Origin of the sequence: Plantibacter sp. T3 (genome assembly GCF_902506515.1) — a bacterium.
Taxonomy (GTDB): domain Bacteria; phylum Actinomycetota; class Actinomycetes; order Actinomycetales; family Microbacteriaceae; genus Plantibacter; species Plantibacter auratus.
Genome location: NZ_LR733286.1, coordinates 320,055 through 335,339 on the forward strand (window position 1 = coordinate 320,055; position 15,285 = coordinate 335,339).

Consider the following 15,285-nt stretch of genomic DNA (forward strand, 5'->3'; position numbering starts at 1 on the left):
CGACGCACCTCACCGCAGGCCTCCAGCCGCGACGGGCTAGCGTTGACCTATGTGGATCTCCGACGACGGCCGGTACAACATCGTCGACGTACCCGCGGAGGCCTATCCGGGCCGCGCCTACCTGCTCGAACTCGTCGCCGCCCTCGAGCCTGACGAGCTCCAGGCGCTCATCACGCGCATGCAGGCGTTCGACGACGCGATGATCGACCGGCTCGAGAACCTCGTCGACGACGAGGCACCGGAGGTCGCGCCGGACCCGGAGCGCGAGGCACCGTACGTCGACGAGATGATCCCGCGTCGCGTGCTCGACTCGATCGATTGGGACGCGATCCTCACGCCACCGTTCCGGATCGAGGCGATCGACGTCGCCGGTGACCGCTGGCGCATGGACGCGTGGGCCTTCCTGGAGTCGATCGTCGAGCCGCCCGTCACCCGACCGAGCGCCCGCAACCTCGGCTCCTCCCCCATCGATCCGGCGTAGACCAGCACCTGCCGAATAGGCTGGGTGTCATGATCGACGACGACGTCACCATGACCGATCCTTCACCGCTGCTCGCCGAGGGAGCCGAACTCGAGCACCTGTACACCGGCGCGATCTGGAGCGAGGGGCCCGCGTGGATCGCGGAGACCGGCCGCGTGCGCTGGAGCGACATCCCGAACGACCGCATCCTCGAGTACGACACCGCGACCGGCGACACGGCCGTGTTCCGCGACGGAGCCGAGTACACGAACGGCCGCACGATCGACCGCGAGGGCCGGGTCGTGCAGTGCAGTCACGGGCGCCGCGCGGTCGAGATCGAGGGGCCGGACGGCCCGGTCACGCTCGTCGACCGCTGGGCCGGCGGCCGTTTCAACTCCCCGAACGACGTCGTCGTGCACTCCGACGGCTCGATCTGGTTCACCGACCCGCCCTATGGCATCGACGCCAGCGGAGAGGAGGGCCACCCCGGCGAGCAGGAGTACGGCGGGTGCTACGTCTTCCGACTCGAACCGGACACCGGGGCGATCGAGCCGGTCATCACGGCGATGGTGCACCCGAACGGGCTCGCGTTCTCACCCGACGAGTCGATCCTGTACGTGTCCGACACCGCCACCGCCGCCCGCCGGATCGCGGCCTACGACGTCGCAGCAGACGGCGTCTCGGTCGTCGCCGGCGACACCCCCGGTCGCACCTTCGCGAGCACCGCGGTACCCGCGTCCGACGGCTTCCGGATCGATGTCGACGGCAACGTGTGGTCGTCGGCGGGTGACGGCGTCGAGGTGTTCGACCCGTCCGGCGCGACCATCCTGCGCATCCCGGTCCCGGAGCGCACCGCGAACGTCTGCTTCGGCGACCCCGACGGCCGCACCCTCTACATCACGGCCAGCACATCTCTCTACCGAATCCGAACCGCCACCCGCCAAAGCCCGCGAACTGTCGCTCCAGCACAGTGACGGGGCGCTGGACGAGCGGTTGGTGACAGTTCGCGAGCTGGAGCTCACGCCCGACCCTGCAGGATGAGGTTCCAGTACACCCAGGGCAGGACGTAGCGGTCGGCGATGAACGTGAACCGACGCTCCTTCGCGAGTCCGTTCCAGAACGGGATCGAGGGCTTCGGGCGGTAGCGGTCGTCGAACTCGGCGAACACCACCGTTCCGCGGGAGACCGTGAACGGGCACACCGAGTAGCCGTTGTAGACCGTGCTCGGCTCCTGGCCGGACCGCACGGCGACGAGGTTCTTCGCGAGGGTCTTCGTCTGTTGCCGGAGGGCACCGCCGGACTTCGAACTCATCACCGCGGCGGCGTCTCCGAGCGCCCAGACGTCGGGGAACCGCGGATGCCGCAGGGTCAGTGAGTCGACCTCGACGAACCCACCCGGGTTGCCGGGGGCGGCGAGCGCCGTGGCCGCGAGCCAGTCCGGTGCGGACTGCGGCGGCACGGCGTGGAGGACGTCGTAGGGGATCTCCTCCCGGAGTCCGCCCGTCACGCCGTCCTGCCCGCGATCCGGGCCGTCCTGCGGGTCGGTCTGCGCGATGGTCACCACGCGCTGCTCCGGGTCGACCGCGACGAGCTCGCGCGAGAACCGCACCTCGATGCCGTACTCGGCGACCTTGCGGTCGAGTTCGGCGTCGATCATCGGCATGCCGAACATCGTGGGTGTGGGCACGACGAGCACCACACGGATGTCGTCGAGGACGCCCGTCTGCCGCCAGTAGTCGCACGCGAGGTACATCGGCTTCTGCGCGGCACCCGAGCAGCTCGCGGGGCCGGCGGGCTGCGTGAACACGACGGTGCCGGAGCGGACCGACCGGAGCACGCGCGAGGCCTTCTGCGCGTACTCGAACGTGTAGTTGGATATCCCCACCGGCGAGGCCATCGCCTCCGTCAGACCGGGCACGGCGTCCCAATCCTGTTGGATGCCCGGAGCGACGATGAGCTGGTCGTACTCGACGGCGGTGCCGGATTCCAGCGTCACCGTCTTCGCGACCGGGTCGATGGACCGGACCCGGTCCTGGATCCAGGTCACGCCCTTCGGCGTCACGGCGTGCTGTGGCCTCGTGGCGACCGACGCGGACGCGGTCCCGCCAGCGACGTGCGAGAACATCGGCTGGTACCGGTGGTGCTCCCGCGGTTCGATGACCGCGACGTCGTCGACGCCGTATCGCCGGAGCCTCCCGGCGACGGAGAGACCGGCGTTGCCGCCACCGATGACGACCACCTCGTGATGGAGCGGTGCCGTCCTGGGATCGGTCACGGTGGCGGCGGCGCTCAGGATCCGGACTGACCGCGACCGGTGGCGTTCTGCAGCCGGTCGATGTGTTCGGAGGCCTGCGCCTTCGTCAGGTCGGCGGGAAGCTCTTCGCCGGCCTCGCGCGCAAGGGTGTCGAGGTAGCTGCGCTGCGGGCCGGTCATCGGCTCGTCGCCGGTGACCCAGTCCTCGGGGTCCTTGCTCGCGCTCGTCGAGCTGTCGTCGCCTCGTGCTCCGAGGGTCTCCTCGGTGGCGCCGATCGTCTCGGGTGCACCGGAGGTCGTGGCGTCAGGGGTCGTTGCGTCGGTCTGTTCTGCGTCAGTCATGCGGCAACGGTACGTCGAGCGGACGATCGGACAGGAGGGGTTGCGCGGCCCGCGCGATCGGTGTCGGAATAGCGACGGACGACCCCCGGTTGACCCAGGCGACCACGTGCGGCCGCACCGTCCACGAAGGAGACCCATGTCCGACACCGCTTCCGGAACCGACCGATCCGCCGACGAGCCGACCCCGTCGCAGGGCACCACCATCGGCATCCTCGGCGCCGGCAAGGTCGGCACGGTCCTGGCACGACTCGCGGTCGCCGCCGGGTACCGGGTGCTCATCAGCGGCTCCCGCGACGCCGCCCGGATCGCCCTGACGATCGACGTCCTCGCACCGGGTGCCGTCGCCACGACCGCCGCCGAGGCGGCGGCCCAGGCCGACCTCGTCATCCTCGCGCTGCCCCTCGGCAAGCACCGGTCGGTGCCCGTCGACGAGCTGCGCGGCAAGCTCGTCATCGACGCCATGAACTACTGGTGGGAGGTCGACGGACACCGCGAGGACCTCAGCGCACCGGAGACGTCGACGAGCGAGCTGGTCGCCGCCTTCCTGCCGGAGTCGCGCGTCGTCAAGGCGTTCAACCACATGGGGTACCACGACCTCGACGGGGAGCCGCGTCCGGCCGGCACGCCGGGCCGCAAGGGCATCGCGATCGCCGGCGACGCCCCCGCGGACCGGGCAGCCGTCTCGGCCGTGGTGGACGCCCTCGGGTTCGACCCCGTCGAGATCGGACCGCTGCGCGCGGGCGTCGTCCTCGAACCCGGACACGAGCTCTTCGGGGCGAACATCGGTGCCGACGAGATCCGCGAGGTCGCCGAGGTGCGGGCGTTGGCGGCGGACGTCCGCTAGCCGACGCGGCGGGTTCCAGCGTCGGATCGGTCTCGACCGTTCGGTCGCGGGGTGAGCGCCGCTGAGCGGATCACTTCCGCGAGCTCGCCGGCACGGCTCCACATCGGCCAGTGACCTGTCGGGAGGTCGACGACCTCGACGGTCGCGAGCCCCGCGACCTCGGCGAACATGGGGTGTCCGCCTCGGGCCAGGTCCAGCACCTGCGCGCTGGGGATCGAGCAGCACACCAGGGTGGTCGGGACGGCGGCGCGGGCGTCGTTGGTCAGCTCGACAGCCTGTCGGAGGACGGGCGCCGGCTCGGGGACCGCCCGGGCGCGGAACCGGTCGAGGACCTCGGCGCTCAAGCCGTCGAGGCTCGCCTGCTGCGCGAGGACGTCGAACGCCGGGAGCGGAAGCTCGTCGACGTCGTCCGGCAGGTCCGGCGCGAAGACGGTTCCTGGCGCCACCGGACCTGAGTCGACCCACACCACCCGGCGGACGAGCTCCGGATGCCGGTCGAGGAGCAGGGTGACGGGAGCGTTGGCGCCGCTGTGCGCGACGATGACGGCCGGGTGGTCCGCGGAGACGTCCCGCCGGGCGAGTACCTCCGTGATCGCGGCCACTTGGTCGTCGAGGGTCCTGCTGGACCGGTCGGGATCGGCGCCGTCGAGGCCGGGCAGGGCGATCGCGACGGTGCGCGAGCGGTCGGGGTCGAGATGGTCGATGACGTCATCCCAGGCCCAGGCGCCCAGCCAGTGGCCGGCGATGAGGATGATGGTCGGGGTGTCGTTCTGTGTGTTCATGACTCCAGCCTGAAGCGTGCTCCAGGCAGGTGTGTGTCACTATTTCTGTCATGAATCTCGAACTCGTGAGCCGATGAAGCGGGCGGAGCGACTCCACGCCCTGTCCGAGGCACTGCGTCGGGGTGGATCGCGAGGAACCTCCGCCGAGCGGTTGGCGAGGGACTTCGGCGTCTCGGTGCGCACCGTGAAGCGGGATCTCCAGGCACTCGAGCGCAGCGGCGCGCCCGTCTGGTCCCGCCCCGGACCAGGTGGCGGATACGGCTTGGCCGTCGGGGCGACACTGCCCCCGGTCAGCCTGTCCCCGGTGCAAGCGGTGGCGCTCATGTCGGCGGTGTCCGCGGCACCCGACGCCCCGTACGCGGATCTGGCTGCCGCCGGAGTGCAGAAGATCCTGGACATCCTCGACCCCAGGACCCGCGCACGAGCCGACGCACTGGCCGGTCGGATCTGGGTCGACGCGCCCCCGACCGCTTCCCGCGTCGTCCGATCAGCGCTCGAGGAGGCGATGGCCGAGCAGCGGGTCGTCCGCATCAGGTACACCTCGCGGGACGGGAGTACGACCACCCGCGACGTCGAGCCCGTGCTGTTCGCGTCGACGAACGGTCAGTGGTACCTCGTCGGATGGTGCCGGATGCGCGATGCGATGCGGTGGTTCACGGTCGCGCGCATCGAGCGGGCCAGCGTGACGAAGACGGCGTGCAGTGGCCACACGGTCGCCGAGGTCGGCGAGCCGCCGGTGACTGCGACGCCGGTTCACGGCCGGGGACGGCGACCTGCGATCCATTCACAGGAATAGATCTGCTCCGCGCGACGCTGTAGTCAGCGTGAAGAAGATCGGGTTCCTGTCCTTCGGACACTGGCAAGACGTTCCGGGCTCGAGCGTGCGCACCGGGCGTGACGCACTGCTGCAGAGCATCGACCTCGCGGTCGCGGCGGAGGAGGTCGGTGTGGACGGCGCGTACGTGCGCGTGCACCACTTCGCCCGACAGCTCGCGTCGCCGTTCCCGCTCCTGGCGGCGATGGCGGCGAAGACCTCGACGATCGAACTCGGCACCGGTGTCATCGACATGCGCTACGAGAACCCCCTCTACATGGCCGAGGAGGCGGCGGCCACCGACCTCATCAGCGACGGGCGACTGCAGCTCGGCGTGAGCCGGGGATCACCCGAAACAGCCCTCCGCGGGTCAGAATCGTTCGGTTACGTGCCGGGCGACGATGAGACCGACGCGGACATCGCCCGCTCGCACACCGAGGTGTTCCGTGCGGCCATCGCGGGCGCGGGTGTGGCTCGCGCCAACCCGCAGATGACGGGGACCAACGGTCTGCTCGCGATCCAGCCGCAGTCCCCGGAGCTCGGTGAGCGCATCTGGTGGGGTGCCGGTTCGCGGTCCACCGCGGTGTGGACGGCGGAGCAGGGCATGAACCTCATGTCGTCGACGCTCCTCACCGAGGACACCGGGGTGCCGTTCGACGAACTGCAGGCCGAGCAGATCCAGATGTTCCGTGACGCCTGGACCGAAGCCGGTCACGAGTGGCAGCCACGGGTCTCCGTGAGCCGCAGTATCCTGCCGCTCATCGACGATGAGACGCGCCGCTACTTCGGGCTGCGCGCCCAGGCCGACTCGAAGGACCAGGTCGGACACCTCGACGGCGGACTCGCGCGCTTCGGCCGCAGCTTCATCGGCGAGCCCGACGTCATCGCCGCAGAGCTCGCGAAGGACGCAGCCGTGCAGGCCGCCGACACCGTCCTCGTCACCGTCCCGAACCAACTCGGCGTCGAGTTCAACGCGCGCATCCTGGAGTCGATCGTCAAGGACATCAAACCGGCGCTGGGGTAGCCGCAGGGATCACAACTCCCGCTGATCGCCCGTCTGCAGGTTGACATGCGCTCCAGGCGCTGCCCTCACGGTCGGCGGCGAACCGTCCGCAGGAGTTGTGGTCGCCAGACTCAGCCCAACAGCTCGGCGAGCGCCGCGGGCACCTGCCACGTGCCGGCCGCATCTCGTTCGAGCGGGAGCTCAGCCGTGATCGCCGGGCCGGCGGTCGGGAGCGGGGCGATGACGCGCGGCGTCGGAGCCCAGGTGACCTGGGGGCCCGCCGCCTGCAGCTCCTCCACGTCGAGCACGATGAGCACGAGCGGCAGCTGAAGCGACCCGTACACCCGCTCGAGCACCTCGGGCAGTCGGTCAGCGGTCGTCGCGTGGACGAAGCCGGCGTCGACGAACGGCACGGCTCGAGTCGACACCTCGTACTCGCCGAACGGCCGACTGGCCTCCCAATCGTCGACGATCGCGACATGCAGGATCTTCGTCATCTCCACCCTCTCCCTTTAATGAGACGTTACCGTATCATTAGAGCATGGAATCGAGACGTGGTCGCCCGACGGCAGCCGAACGTGACCGACGGCGCGACGCGATCCTCGACGCCGCCATCCGCCGGTTCACCGGGCACGGGTACGGCGGGACGACGATCGAGGCGATCGCCGCCGACGCGGGCGTGACGAAGCGGACGATCTACACCTGGTTCGGCGATCTCGCCGGCATGCTGACGGCGGCGGTCGAACGGCAGCACGGATATCTCCTCGCGGCCGACGAGCCAGGCTCCGAAGCCGAACCCCTCGAGGACGCGGCCACCCGACTCGTCATCGCGCTGCACTCGGACGTCTCGATCGCGCTGCACCGACTCGTGATCGCGGAATCTCCACGCTTCCCGGAGGTCGCCGCCGGTTTCTACGCCGCCGGCCCGGCCCGCTCGATCGCGTTCCTCGCCGGCCATGTCGGCGAGCGGGCGGAACAGCTCTACACCCTGCTCCTCGGCGAACCGCATCGACGCAGGCTGCTCGGCTTGTCCGCTGCGCCGACACCGGATGCAGCACGGGCGCACGCCCGCTCCTGCCTCGCACTGGTCGTCGACAAGTAGCCCACCTGTCGGAGGCCACGCAACCCGGGCCGGCCCCGATTCCGAGAGTGTGAGTCGTCTGACACACTGACGATCATGAAGCGCTCCACCATCCCCGCCCTCGCCGTCATCCTCCTCACCCTCGCCGGCTGTTCGGCGGGCACCCCGGGGCAGACCTCGTCGCCCTCCGCGACCACCGCGGCGCCGACGCCGACGGCCACACCCTCGGCGACCTCCGAGCCCATGAGCGACGCGACCTGCGAAACCGTCCTGACGGACGAGGAGTACACGAGCCTCGCGGAGGACGGGCTGGTCCTGAACCCCGACATCTTCGTCCTCGACGACACGATGCAGTCGATCATCGACGCCGGCGGCCTCGGTTGCTACTGGACCCGCTCCGGCGGCGACATCCGCGTCTGGTACGCGCAGGGAGCCACGACCAGCGCCGAGTGGGACGCGCAGCAGCAGTCGCTCATCAGTGCCGGGTGGACCGAGATCGGCACGCCGGTCGCCGGCACACTCCAGGCTCCTGACGTGAACGACCCCGACTACCTGCCCGTCGTGACCTACCGGGACGGGGTCATCTACTACGCCAGCTACGTGGAGCTGCTCCCCTCGGTGAAGGCCCTCCAGGGCTAGCCACCCGCCGCATGCTCAGCGGTCGAGCGTGACCACGTCGCTCAGGCCCGCGGTCGCGTCTGCGGCCAGAACCCCGTGACGCGCGAAATCGGCCCACATCTGACGCAGGAAGCGGCCACGACGGTCGACCTCGGCCCACGTCGCCGAGCCGATGAGCGCCGTCCGGCTCCACGACCGTTCTGTGCCGAGGAGCAGGGGCAGGTCCGTCACGTGCGACGCCCCGTAGGGGCTGCCGGGCGGCGCCCAGCTGAGCTCGTACCGCGTGGCCCGGCCGCCGGACGCGCGATGCCGCTCGACGAACTTCCGGGCGTCGCGCGTGTAGGTCACGTGCGTCGTCGCGCCGACGAGCGCCCGCCGGATGGGGTCACCGACGAGCGGCATCGAGGTCACACGGGCGAAGGCCGGGATGAGCGGCACGTACAGCCGAGTCTCCTCCGTCGTCGAGCCGATCAGGACGTCGATGCGCGAGGCGGCTTCCCGCCAGGCGGCGTCGCGGTCGGCCTCCGCCGGGAGCGGCGCGTGACCGTACTGGGTGCCGAACGCCATGCCGCCACGCAGTCCGAACCGTCGCGCCGCCCGCTCCACCTGCTCTTCGAGCGCGAGTAACTCGACCACCGGGGTGTCCCGCGTCGGGCTGCCGGCCGCCCGCATCATCGCGCTCGCCATCTTCGCCCGCCCACTACTGATGCCGAGCGGCGCGCTCTGGACGATGGCGCGCTGGAAGAGCCCCGCGGTGCCGTCGCTGATCATGAGGTGCGCGATCGCATCGCCGCCCGCCGACTGCCCGAAGAGCGTGACCGACCCCGGGTCGCCGCCGAACGCAGCGATGTGCTCGTGGACCCACCGGAGCGCGAGGACGAGGTCCAGCAGGCCGAGGTTCGCCGGCAGCGTCTCGCCGTCACCGAGGAAGCCGAGGATCCCGAGCCGGTACGTGACCGACACCACGATGACCCGCTGCTCGACGACCAGGCTGATCGGATCGTAGACGTCGAGGTCGCCGGCGCCAGTGACGTAGGCGCCGCCATGGATCCACACCATCACCGGCAGCGACTCGTCCGGGCGCATGTCGGCAGGGACCGTGATCGAGAGCGCCTGGCAGTCCTCGGAGTCGACCATCCCCTCGCCAGCACCCTCGAGGACGGCCTCGAGCACCCGGGAGGAACGCTGCGGTGAGGCCGGCGCCCGCTCGAAGGCCCGGAATGGCACCGGATCGCCGTCGGCGCCGACGGGAAGACCGGTCGGCACCGGCACCTCGAAGCGTCCCGCGCGGGCGTACGGGATGCCGCGAGCCCGAATCACCGCCCCGTCGACCCGACCGAGGATCGTGCCGAGGGAGGTCTCGAAGCTGCGTGTGTCGCTCATCGCTCCACGGTATCCGCCGCTCCGGTTGAGTTGCCCGGAACCGTGCATATTTACGGTGAAAACGCACCGTTCCGGGCGACTCAGCGCTCGGCCTACGGGATGCGGATGTAGACCGGGTCACCCCAGATCGACAGACGGTGCTGCACGTAGCGACCCCAGTCGGGAGAGTCGTACATGCCGCCCGCGCCGTCGTAGATCGCGATGTGACCTTCCGGCCAGTAGAGCAGGTCACCGGCGACGGCCTCCGACGCCGAGATCTGCACGCCCGACGCGGCCTGCGCACCGGCGCCGCGGGGCAGTGACACACCGAACGCCCCGAAGACGTACTGCACGTAGCCGTCGCAGGCGAAGCTGTCGGACGGGTCGTTGCCGTTGCCATAGGGGACGACGCCGACGAACTGCGCCGCGTAGGCGAGGATCGCCTCGCCGGATCGGGCGACGGCTGGAGCCGCGTAGGTTCGTCCCGCCGAAGCCGACGCGGACGACGAGGAGGCGGCGGATGCACTCGCGGCCGCCTCGGCTGCGGCTGCTGCAGCGGCGGCCGAGGCGGCGTCGATCTCCTCCTGGCTGGTTGCGCCGTAGCCGTCGCGCACGAAGGGCACATCGGCTGCGGTCGACGGCACGGAGTACGACACCGACTGCATCGTCGCTGCAGACGGGATCGCGCCACCGGTCGCCGCATCGACGTCGACGCCCGCAGCGGCCGCCGGCAGCGACACCGACACGAAGAGCCCGGTGGCGAGCGACATCACGCCGAACGTGGCGAACGGCTTGGCGCGCTTCGCGAACGAGCTCTTGGCGCGTGGGGTCGAGGGCCGCTTGGTGGGCACGAGGTCGACGTGACGTCGCTCCTCCTCGGCGGAGGCGGTCCAGCTGGCGTCCTCGAGTCGAGCCGCGCGACGGGCGGCTCGTGGGCTGAGGGCCACGTGGCGGCCGCCGGTCCGGGCGGGGGTCACGGGGGTTACGGCGGGAGTGTTCGGGTCGCGGCGCTCGAGGGCGCGCGCAGGGGTGGTGCTGGTCATGTACGGGGTACCGTCCTGGGTCTCGGTCGCGTCGGGGGCGCGCTCGGTTCATGCTCGGTGGGTGCAGCATCGCCTCGGCAGAGCCGCCCCTCGATGACCGCGGTCGACCGGTTGCCCGATCCGAGGGAGGCGAAACGGCCACCCTACGTGGACGTCCCTGAGAGGATCCTCCGCTTGGCCCAGCCTGTGGAGGACCGATGAAGCACGAATCACCGATTTGCTAGCATCGTGCTAGCACTCCATTCCTGCGAGAGGTGACGACATGCCCACGGTGACCGTCCGGAATCTCGATGAGGACACGAAACGCGGTCTGCAACAGCTCGGCGCCTTGCACGGACGCTCGATGGAGGCGGAGATCCGGGCGATCCTCGCCGCGGCCGTCAGGACGACGACGGCTGAGGATCTCCGCGCCACCTCGGCCGCCGACAGCGACCGACCAGGCCTGGCGGAGCGTATCCATCAGCGCTTCGTCGACCTCCACCTCGACGGTGAACTCGTCATCGAACTGCCCGACCGCACCACGACCACCCGACCGAATCCGTTCGACGATGCCGCGAGCGCCGACGCGGACGACCCGGCCCCGAGGTGATCATCCTCGACACGAACGTCGTCTCCGAACTGTTCAGGCCACGGCCCGACCCCACGGTTGCCCGGTGGGTCGACCGGCAGGACGAGGCCGATCTCCACCTCACCGCGATGACCGCTGCCGAGCTCCTCGAAGGAGCCCTGCGCCTCCCTGACGGCGCTCGCCGATCGGCGCTCGTCGAGGCCGTGGCGACCGTGCTCGATGCCGACTTCGCAGGACGCGTCCTCCCCTTCTCTGCGGAAGCCGCGCTCGACTACGCGGAGCTCATGACGACGCGACGCCGCACCGGCAACCCCATCGGACCTCAGGATGCGATCATCGCGGCCATCGCGAGATCCTCCGGCGCCGCTCTCGCAACGCGGAACACGCGCGACTTCGCCGGTGTCGGCCTCCACCTCATCGACCCGTGGGTCCCCGACCACCTGGCATGACGCAGGGCGGCACCCGCCTCAGGACGGGTCGACGCCGACCGTCGACTGCCGGACGACGAGTTCCGGCTGGAAGACGATCTGCTCGGGCACGCGTCGAGCGCCCGCGTCCGCCTCACGGAGCAGGAGCTCGACGGCGGTGTGGCCGATGAGCGCGCTCGGCTGACGGATCGACGACAGCGGGACGACCGCCGCCGACGCGAAGTCGATGTCGTCGTACCCGATCAGGGCGATGTCGTCCGGCACGCGCACCGAACCGAGCATGCTGAACGCCTGCAGGACCCCCATCGCGAGGAGGTCGTTGGCCGCGAACACCCCGTCGGGCCACTCGTCACGAGGACGGTTCCGGATGGCCTCACCCGCGGAACGGCCCTGCAGCACCGTCAACGCGGTGGTCTCCACGACCTGGAGGGTGACCTCGGCCCCACCGGCCGCGGCTGCATCGACCGCCTGACGCGCACCGGCGAGCCGGTCGACGACCTGCCGGAGCGAGGACGGACCACCCACGACCGCGATACGACGCCGACCGAGTCCGATGAGGTGCTCGACCGCGAGTCGCCCACCCGCGACGTCGTCGACGGCGACCGATGAGAAGCTCGTGTCCTCCGTCTGCCGGTCGACGAGGACCGTCGGCGTCCCGCGGTCGCGCAGTCGACTGAGCCGGGTGAGGTCGTCGCCGAGCGGGGTGATGAGCACGCCGGCGACCCGCTGCTCCTCGAAGAGGTCGAGGTAGGCGCGCTCGCGGTCGATGCTCTCGTCGCTGTTGCCGAGCAGGACCGACCACCCCTCCGCATCGGCCCGGTCCTCGGCACCGCGGGCGACGTCGGTGAAGAACGGGTTGCCGACGTCGAGCACGACGAGGCCGACACTGCGGCTGCGACCGGCCCGGAGCTGGCGGGCCGCGTCGTTCCGCACGAAGCCGAGCTCGTCGATCGCCGCGTGGACGCGGTCGACCGTGACGGGCGAGACCTTCTCGGGGCGGTTCAGCACGTTGGAGACGGTCCCGACGGAGACGCCGGCTCTCGCCGCGACGTCCTTCACGCTCGCGCTCACAGCTCCCCTTCGCCTGTCAGACCCGCCAGGCGACGCCGGACGGGCTGGCTCATTGTTGCATGCAGCGCCTTCGTGCGCCCGTGCAGCCCTCTGTCACCCGCCCGCCGCCGTCCCCAACTCAGGACTCCCCCGGCGCGCCGCACCCACCCCAACCCGACACACCGGGCGACTCCTGAGAACGGGCCATCCGCCCGCCGCCGTCCCCAACTCAGGAGTTCCCGGGCGCGGCGGCCCCGCCCGACCCCGACACACCGGGCGACTCCTGAGAACGGGGCGACGATCAGGCGGGATCGACCGGCAGGGCCGACGCGGCGGGCAGGGTGACGACGACCTCGAGACCGTGGCCGGGACGGTTGTGCAGCACGATCGCCCCACCCGCGTTGCGCGCGATGGCAGCGACGATCGCGAGCCCGAGCCCGGAACCGTGCCCGGAGGACCGCGTCGCGTCCGACCGGCTGAACCGCTCGAGCGCCCGCGGTTCGAAGGCCGGGTCGAGTCCTCCGGCGTTGTCCGACACCCGGAGCGTGAGCTGACCGCCGTCGTCGTCGAGCATGACCGACACCCGGCGCGGAGCGCCCCCGCGCTCGGTGAAGGCCTGCAGCGCGTTCCCCGCGAGGTTGTCGACGACCCGACCGACATCGTCGGCGCGCACGGCGTACACCGCCGCACCCTCCCCCGGCCCGCTCTCAGCGATCGCGCTCACGTATTCGACCTCGATCCCGGCCAGCGCGTCGTCCGAGGCGACCCGGAACCGCGCGCGCTCGACCGCCTCGAGCACGTCGGCCTCCAACCTGGCCGCGCTCGTCCGCTCCTCCGGCGTCGCCGCCTCGATGCGGGACAGCTCGAGCAGCGAGGTGACGAGCGCCGACAGCCGCGTCGCACTGCGCTCCGCCCCCTCGATGTCGGCGAGCAGTTGCTCACGCGACGAGTCCTCGAGGCGCGCGAGTTCGAGCTGGGTGCGGAGGATCGCGAGCGGCGTGCGGAGCTCGTGACTCGCGTCGGACACGAGTTGCCGTTCGCGGTCCGCCGAGGCCCGCAGCCGCTCGATCAGGTCGTTGAGGGTGATCGCGAGCTGCGCGATCTCGTCGTCCGCGCGGCCGACCGGCAGCACCTCGTCCGTCGACCGTTCGCTGAGGCTCTGCGCGCTCACCCGGAGCCGCGTGACGGGCCGGAGCGACACCGTCGTCAGGATCCACCCGCCGGCCGCGACACCGAGGACGAGGAGCGCGAAGGACCCGACGAGCAGGAGGCGCATCTGGACGAGGACGGTCGTCTCCTCAGCCTCGTCGCGTCCGGCGATGACGTACCAGGTGTCGCCACCGACGGTCACGGGCTGTGACAACAGGATGTAGGTGGCGGAACCGGCGTCGACCGTGGTGACCTCCCGCGTCGCGGCGAGCGCCGGGAGTTGCGCGGCGAGCGTCGTCGGCAGGCTGAAGACCGGGATGGAGCCGTCGGGGGCGATGACCGCGATACGGGTGCCGAGGCCGGGCCCCTGGAGCGGGTCGTCGGGTCTCGCCTGCAGCGCGAACACGTATTGTGCGCCGTCACTGCGGAGCGCCTGCACGGTGCCGTCGCGGACGATGCGCTCCAGCTGGGCGTTGATCGCGAGCCCGGCGAAGAGCGATACGACGACGGCGATGAGCAGACTGCCCCCGGCGATCCGCGTGCGGATGCCGTGGTGCCGCGTCGACCGGCGACGGTCCGACGACACGCCCTCAGCTCCCTGCGGCGACGAGCGAGAACCCCACGCCGCGGCTCGTCACGATGCGGACGCCCGCCTCCGCCAGGTCGAGTTTGCGACGGAGGCGGCTGATGTACTGGTCGACGACGTTCGGGTCGATGTTGTCGAAGGTCTCCCAGACCTCCCGCAGCATGGCCGCCCGCGAGACGACGACGCCCGGATCGGTCGCGAGCACCCGGAGGACGTCGAACTCGGTCCCGCTCAGCGGCACGTCGTGGTCACCGACGCGCGCGCGGTGCCGGTGCAGGTCGAGCGTCAACCCACCGACGTCCAAGCGGGGCTGCACGGTGAGGGCGTCCCGACGCCGGACCGCGCGGATCCGGGCGGCGAGCTCGGCGAAGGCGAACGGCTTGATCATGTAGTCGTCGGCTCCGGCGTCGAGCCCACGGACCCGGTCGTCCACGGCATCGCGCGCCGTGAGCAGGATCACCGCGAGCGTCGGGTCGAGGCCTTTGAGCTCGCGGCAGACGGCGAATCCGGAGAGCCCGGGGAGCATGACGTCGACCACCGCGACCTGGAAGCCCGCGTCGCCACCGGACACCGGCGCGATCGCCTGCCGCGCGAGGTCCAACGCGGTCGGGCCGTCGAACGCCGTCGTCACGTCGTGGCCGTCCGACCCGAGACCGCGGGAGAGGAGGCCAGCCATCTCGCGTTCGTCATCGACGACGAGGATCCGCACGGTCGTCCTCCTTCGCCATCGAGCATCCACAGCCTAGGCGAGCCGACCGGGGCGCCGTTTCTGAAGGTCCTGTCAGGAACGACCGCTTCGCCTTGCCGCCCGCGATCCGACGGCCATACAGTGCAGGTGCTCCCGACCCTGAATCGATTCACATCCCGCCGGGAGCGAGCCCCTCACCGTGGAGGAACGGACC

18 protein-coding genes are annotated in these 15,285 nt (G+C 70.9%); 9 read left to right on the forward strand and 9 right to left on the reverse strand.

The genetic code is table 11. The annotated features are described in order from the left end of the window. Nucleotides 1-49: 49 nt before the first annotated feature. Together GV015_RS01555 and GV015_RS01560 are read left to right on the forward strand one after the other, a co-directional pair. Nucleotides 50-481 (forward strand): hypothetical protein, encoded by a 432-nt coding sequence (locus tag GV015_RS01555; protein ID WP_159876131.1) that lies wholly within the window; start codon nucleotides 50-52, stop codon nucleotides 479-481. 29 nt (nucleotides 482-510) lie between these two features. Beyond that, nucleotides 511-1,434: an SMP-30/gluconolactonase/LRE family protein gene (locus tag GV015_RS01560; RefSeq protein ID WP_236555283.1), complete on the forward strand. Its 924-nt coding sequence runs from the start codon at nucleotides 511-513 to the stop codon at nucleotides 1,432-1,434. Nucleotides 1,435-1,478: 44 nt separating this feature from the next. Here GV015_RS01560 and GV015_RS01565 read toward each other — a convergent pair whose 3' ends face one another. Together GV015_RS01565 and GV015_RS01570 are read right to left on the reverse strand one after the other, a co-directional pair. Continuing rightward, the gene (locus tag GV015_RS01565) at nucleotides 1,479-2,735 is read right to left on the reverse strand and encodes an NAD(P)/FAD-dependent oxidoreductase (RefSeq protein ID WP_159876133.1); all 1,257 of its coding nucleotides are present in this window, start codon (nucleotides 2,733-2,735) and stop codon (nucleotides 1,479-1,481) included. Between the two features lie 14 nt (nucleotides 2,736-2,749). Continuing rightward, entirely contained in the window at nucleotides 2,750-3,055 is a 306-nt protein-coding gene (locus GV015_RS01570; RefSeq protein WP_079706423.1) for a DUF3072 domain-containing protein, read from the reverse strand. A 136-nt stretch (nucleotides 3,056-3,191) separates the two neighbouring features. Between GV015_RS01570 and GV015_RS01575 the strand changes: the two genes are divergently transcribed. After that, entirely contained in the window at nucleotides 3,192-3,899 is a 708-nt protein-coding gene (locus GV015_RS01575; protein WP_159876135.1) for an NADPH-dependent F420 reductase, read from the forward strand. Here GV015_RS01575 and GV015_RS01580 read toward each other — a convergent pair. After that, entirely contained in the window at nucleotides 3,896-4,681 is a 786-nt protein-coding gene (locus tag GV015_RS01580) for an alpha/beta fold hydrolase (RefSeq protein WP_159876137.1), read from the reverse strand. The genes GV015_RS01575 and GV015_RS01580 overlap by 4 nt on opposite strands. Nucleotides 4,682-4,754: 73 nt before the next feature. On the opposite strand from GV015_RS01580, the gene GV015_RS01585 reads away from it, so the two are divergent. Next, nucleotides 4,755-5,477 carry a YafY family protein gene (locus GV015_RS01585; RefSeq protein ID WP_159876139.1) on the forward strand — a complete coding sequence of 241 codons (723 nt, stop codon included), beginning with the start codon at nucleotides 4,755-4,757 and terminating at the stop codon, nucleotides 5,475-5,477. 28 nt (nucleotides 5,478-5,505) lie between these two features. Then, nucleotides 5,506-6,519 (forward strand): LLM class flavin-dependent oxidoreductase, encoded by a 1,014-nt coding sequence (locus tag GV015_RS01590; RefSeq protein WP_159876141.1) that lies wholly within the window; start codon nucleotides 5,506-5,508, stop codon nucleotides 6,517-6,519. Nucleotides 6,520-6,629: 110 nt separating this feature from the next. Here GV015_RS01590 and GV015_RS01595 read toward each other — a convergent pair whose 3' ends face one another. Beyond that, nucleotides 6,630-6,995 carry a DUF952 domain-containing protein gene (locus tag GV015_RS01595; protein WP_159876143.1) on the reverse strand — a complete coding sequence of 122 codons (366 nt, stop codon included), beginning with the start codon at nucleotides 6,993-6,995 and terminating at the stop codon, nucleotides 6,630-6,632. A 44-nt stretch (nucleotides 6,996-7,039) separates the two neighbouring features. On the opposite strand from GV015_RS01595, the gene GV015_RS01600 reads away from it, so the two are divergent. Both GV015_RS01600 and GV015_RS01605 read left to right on the forward strand, forming a co-directional pair. Next, the gene (locus GV015_RS01600) at nucleotides 7,040-7,600 is read left to right on the forward strand and encodes a TetR/AcrR family transcriptional regulator (RefSeq protein WP_159876145.1); all 561 of its coding nucleotides are present in this window, start codon (nucleotides 7,040-7,042) and stop codon (nucleotides 7,598-7,600) included. 75 nt (nucleotides 7,601-7,675) lie between these two features. Beyond that, complete coding sequence (locus GV015_RS01605) at nucleotides 7,676-8,218, forward strand: hypothetical protein (RefSeq protein ID WP_159876147.1); 543 nt, start codon at nucleotides 7,676-7,678, stop codon at nucleotides 8,216-8,218. 15 nt (nucleotides 8,219-8,233) lie between these two features. Here GV015_RS01605 and GV015_RS01610 read toward each other — a convergent pair whose 3' ends face one another. Both GV015_RS01610 and GV015_RS01615 read right to left on the reverse strand, forming a co-directional pair. Next, nucleotides 8,234-9,580 (reverse strand): carboxylesterase family protein, encoded by a 1,347-nt coding sequence (locus GV015_RS01610; RefSeq protein WP_159876149.1) that lies wholly within the window; start codon nucleotides 9,578-9,580, stop codon nucleotides 8,234-8,236. Nucleotides 9,581-9,672: 92 nt separating this feature from the next. Further along, entirely contained in the window at nucleotides 9,673-10,602 is a 930-nt protein-coding gene (locus tag GV015_RS01615) for a C40 family peptidase (protein WP_159876151.1), read from the reverse strand. A 262-nt stretch (nucleotides 10,603-10,864) separates the two neighbouring features. Between GV015_RS01615 and GV015_RS01620 the strand changes: the two genes are divergently transcribed. Then, complete coding sequence (locus tag GV015_RS01620; RefSeq protein WP_201299325.1) at nucleotides 10,865-11,191, forward strand: FitA-like ribbon-helix-helix domain-containing protein; 327 nt, start codon at nucleotides 10,865-10,867, stop codon at nucleotides 11,189-11,191. Further along, nucleotides 11,188-11,619: a type II toxin-antitoxin system VapC family toxin gene (locus GV015_RS01625; RefSeq protein WP_159876153.1), complete on the forward strand. Its 432-nt coding sequence runs from the start codon at nucleotides 11,188-11,190 to the stop codon at nucleotides 11,617-11,619. Before GV015_RS01620 ends, GV015_RS01625 begins: the two co-directional genes overlap by 4 nt. An 18-nt stretch (nucleotides 11,620-11,637) precedes the next feature. Here the strand turns inward: GV015_RS01625 and GV015_RS01630 are convergent, their stop codons facing one another. From GV015_RS01630 to GV015_RS01640, 3 genes are all read right to left on the reverse strand, one after another. Then, entirely contained in the window at nucleotides 11,638-12,669 is a 1,032-nt protein-coding gene (locus GV015_RS01630) for a LacI family DNA-binding transcriptional regulator (protein WP_201299326.1), read from the reverse strand. Nucleotides 12,670-12,949: 280 nt separating this feature from the next. Continuing rightward, a complete protein-coding gene (locus GV015_RS01635) occupies nucleotides 12,950-14,383 on the reverse strand; it encodes a HAMP domain-containing sensor histidine kinase (protein WP_124767611.1) in 1,434 nt (477 codons plus the stop codon). Nucleotides 14,384-14,387: 4 nt separating this feature from the next. Then, nucleotides 14,388-15,092, reverse strand: coding sequence for a response regulator transcription factor (locus GV015_RS01640; protein WP_079706411.1), 705 nt, complete (start codon nucleotides 15,090-15,092; stop codon nucleotides 14,388-14,390). Nucleotides 15,093-15,285: the final 193 nt, after the last annotated feature.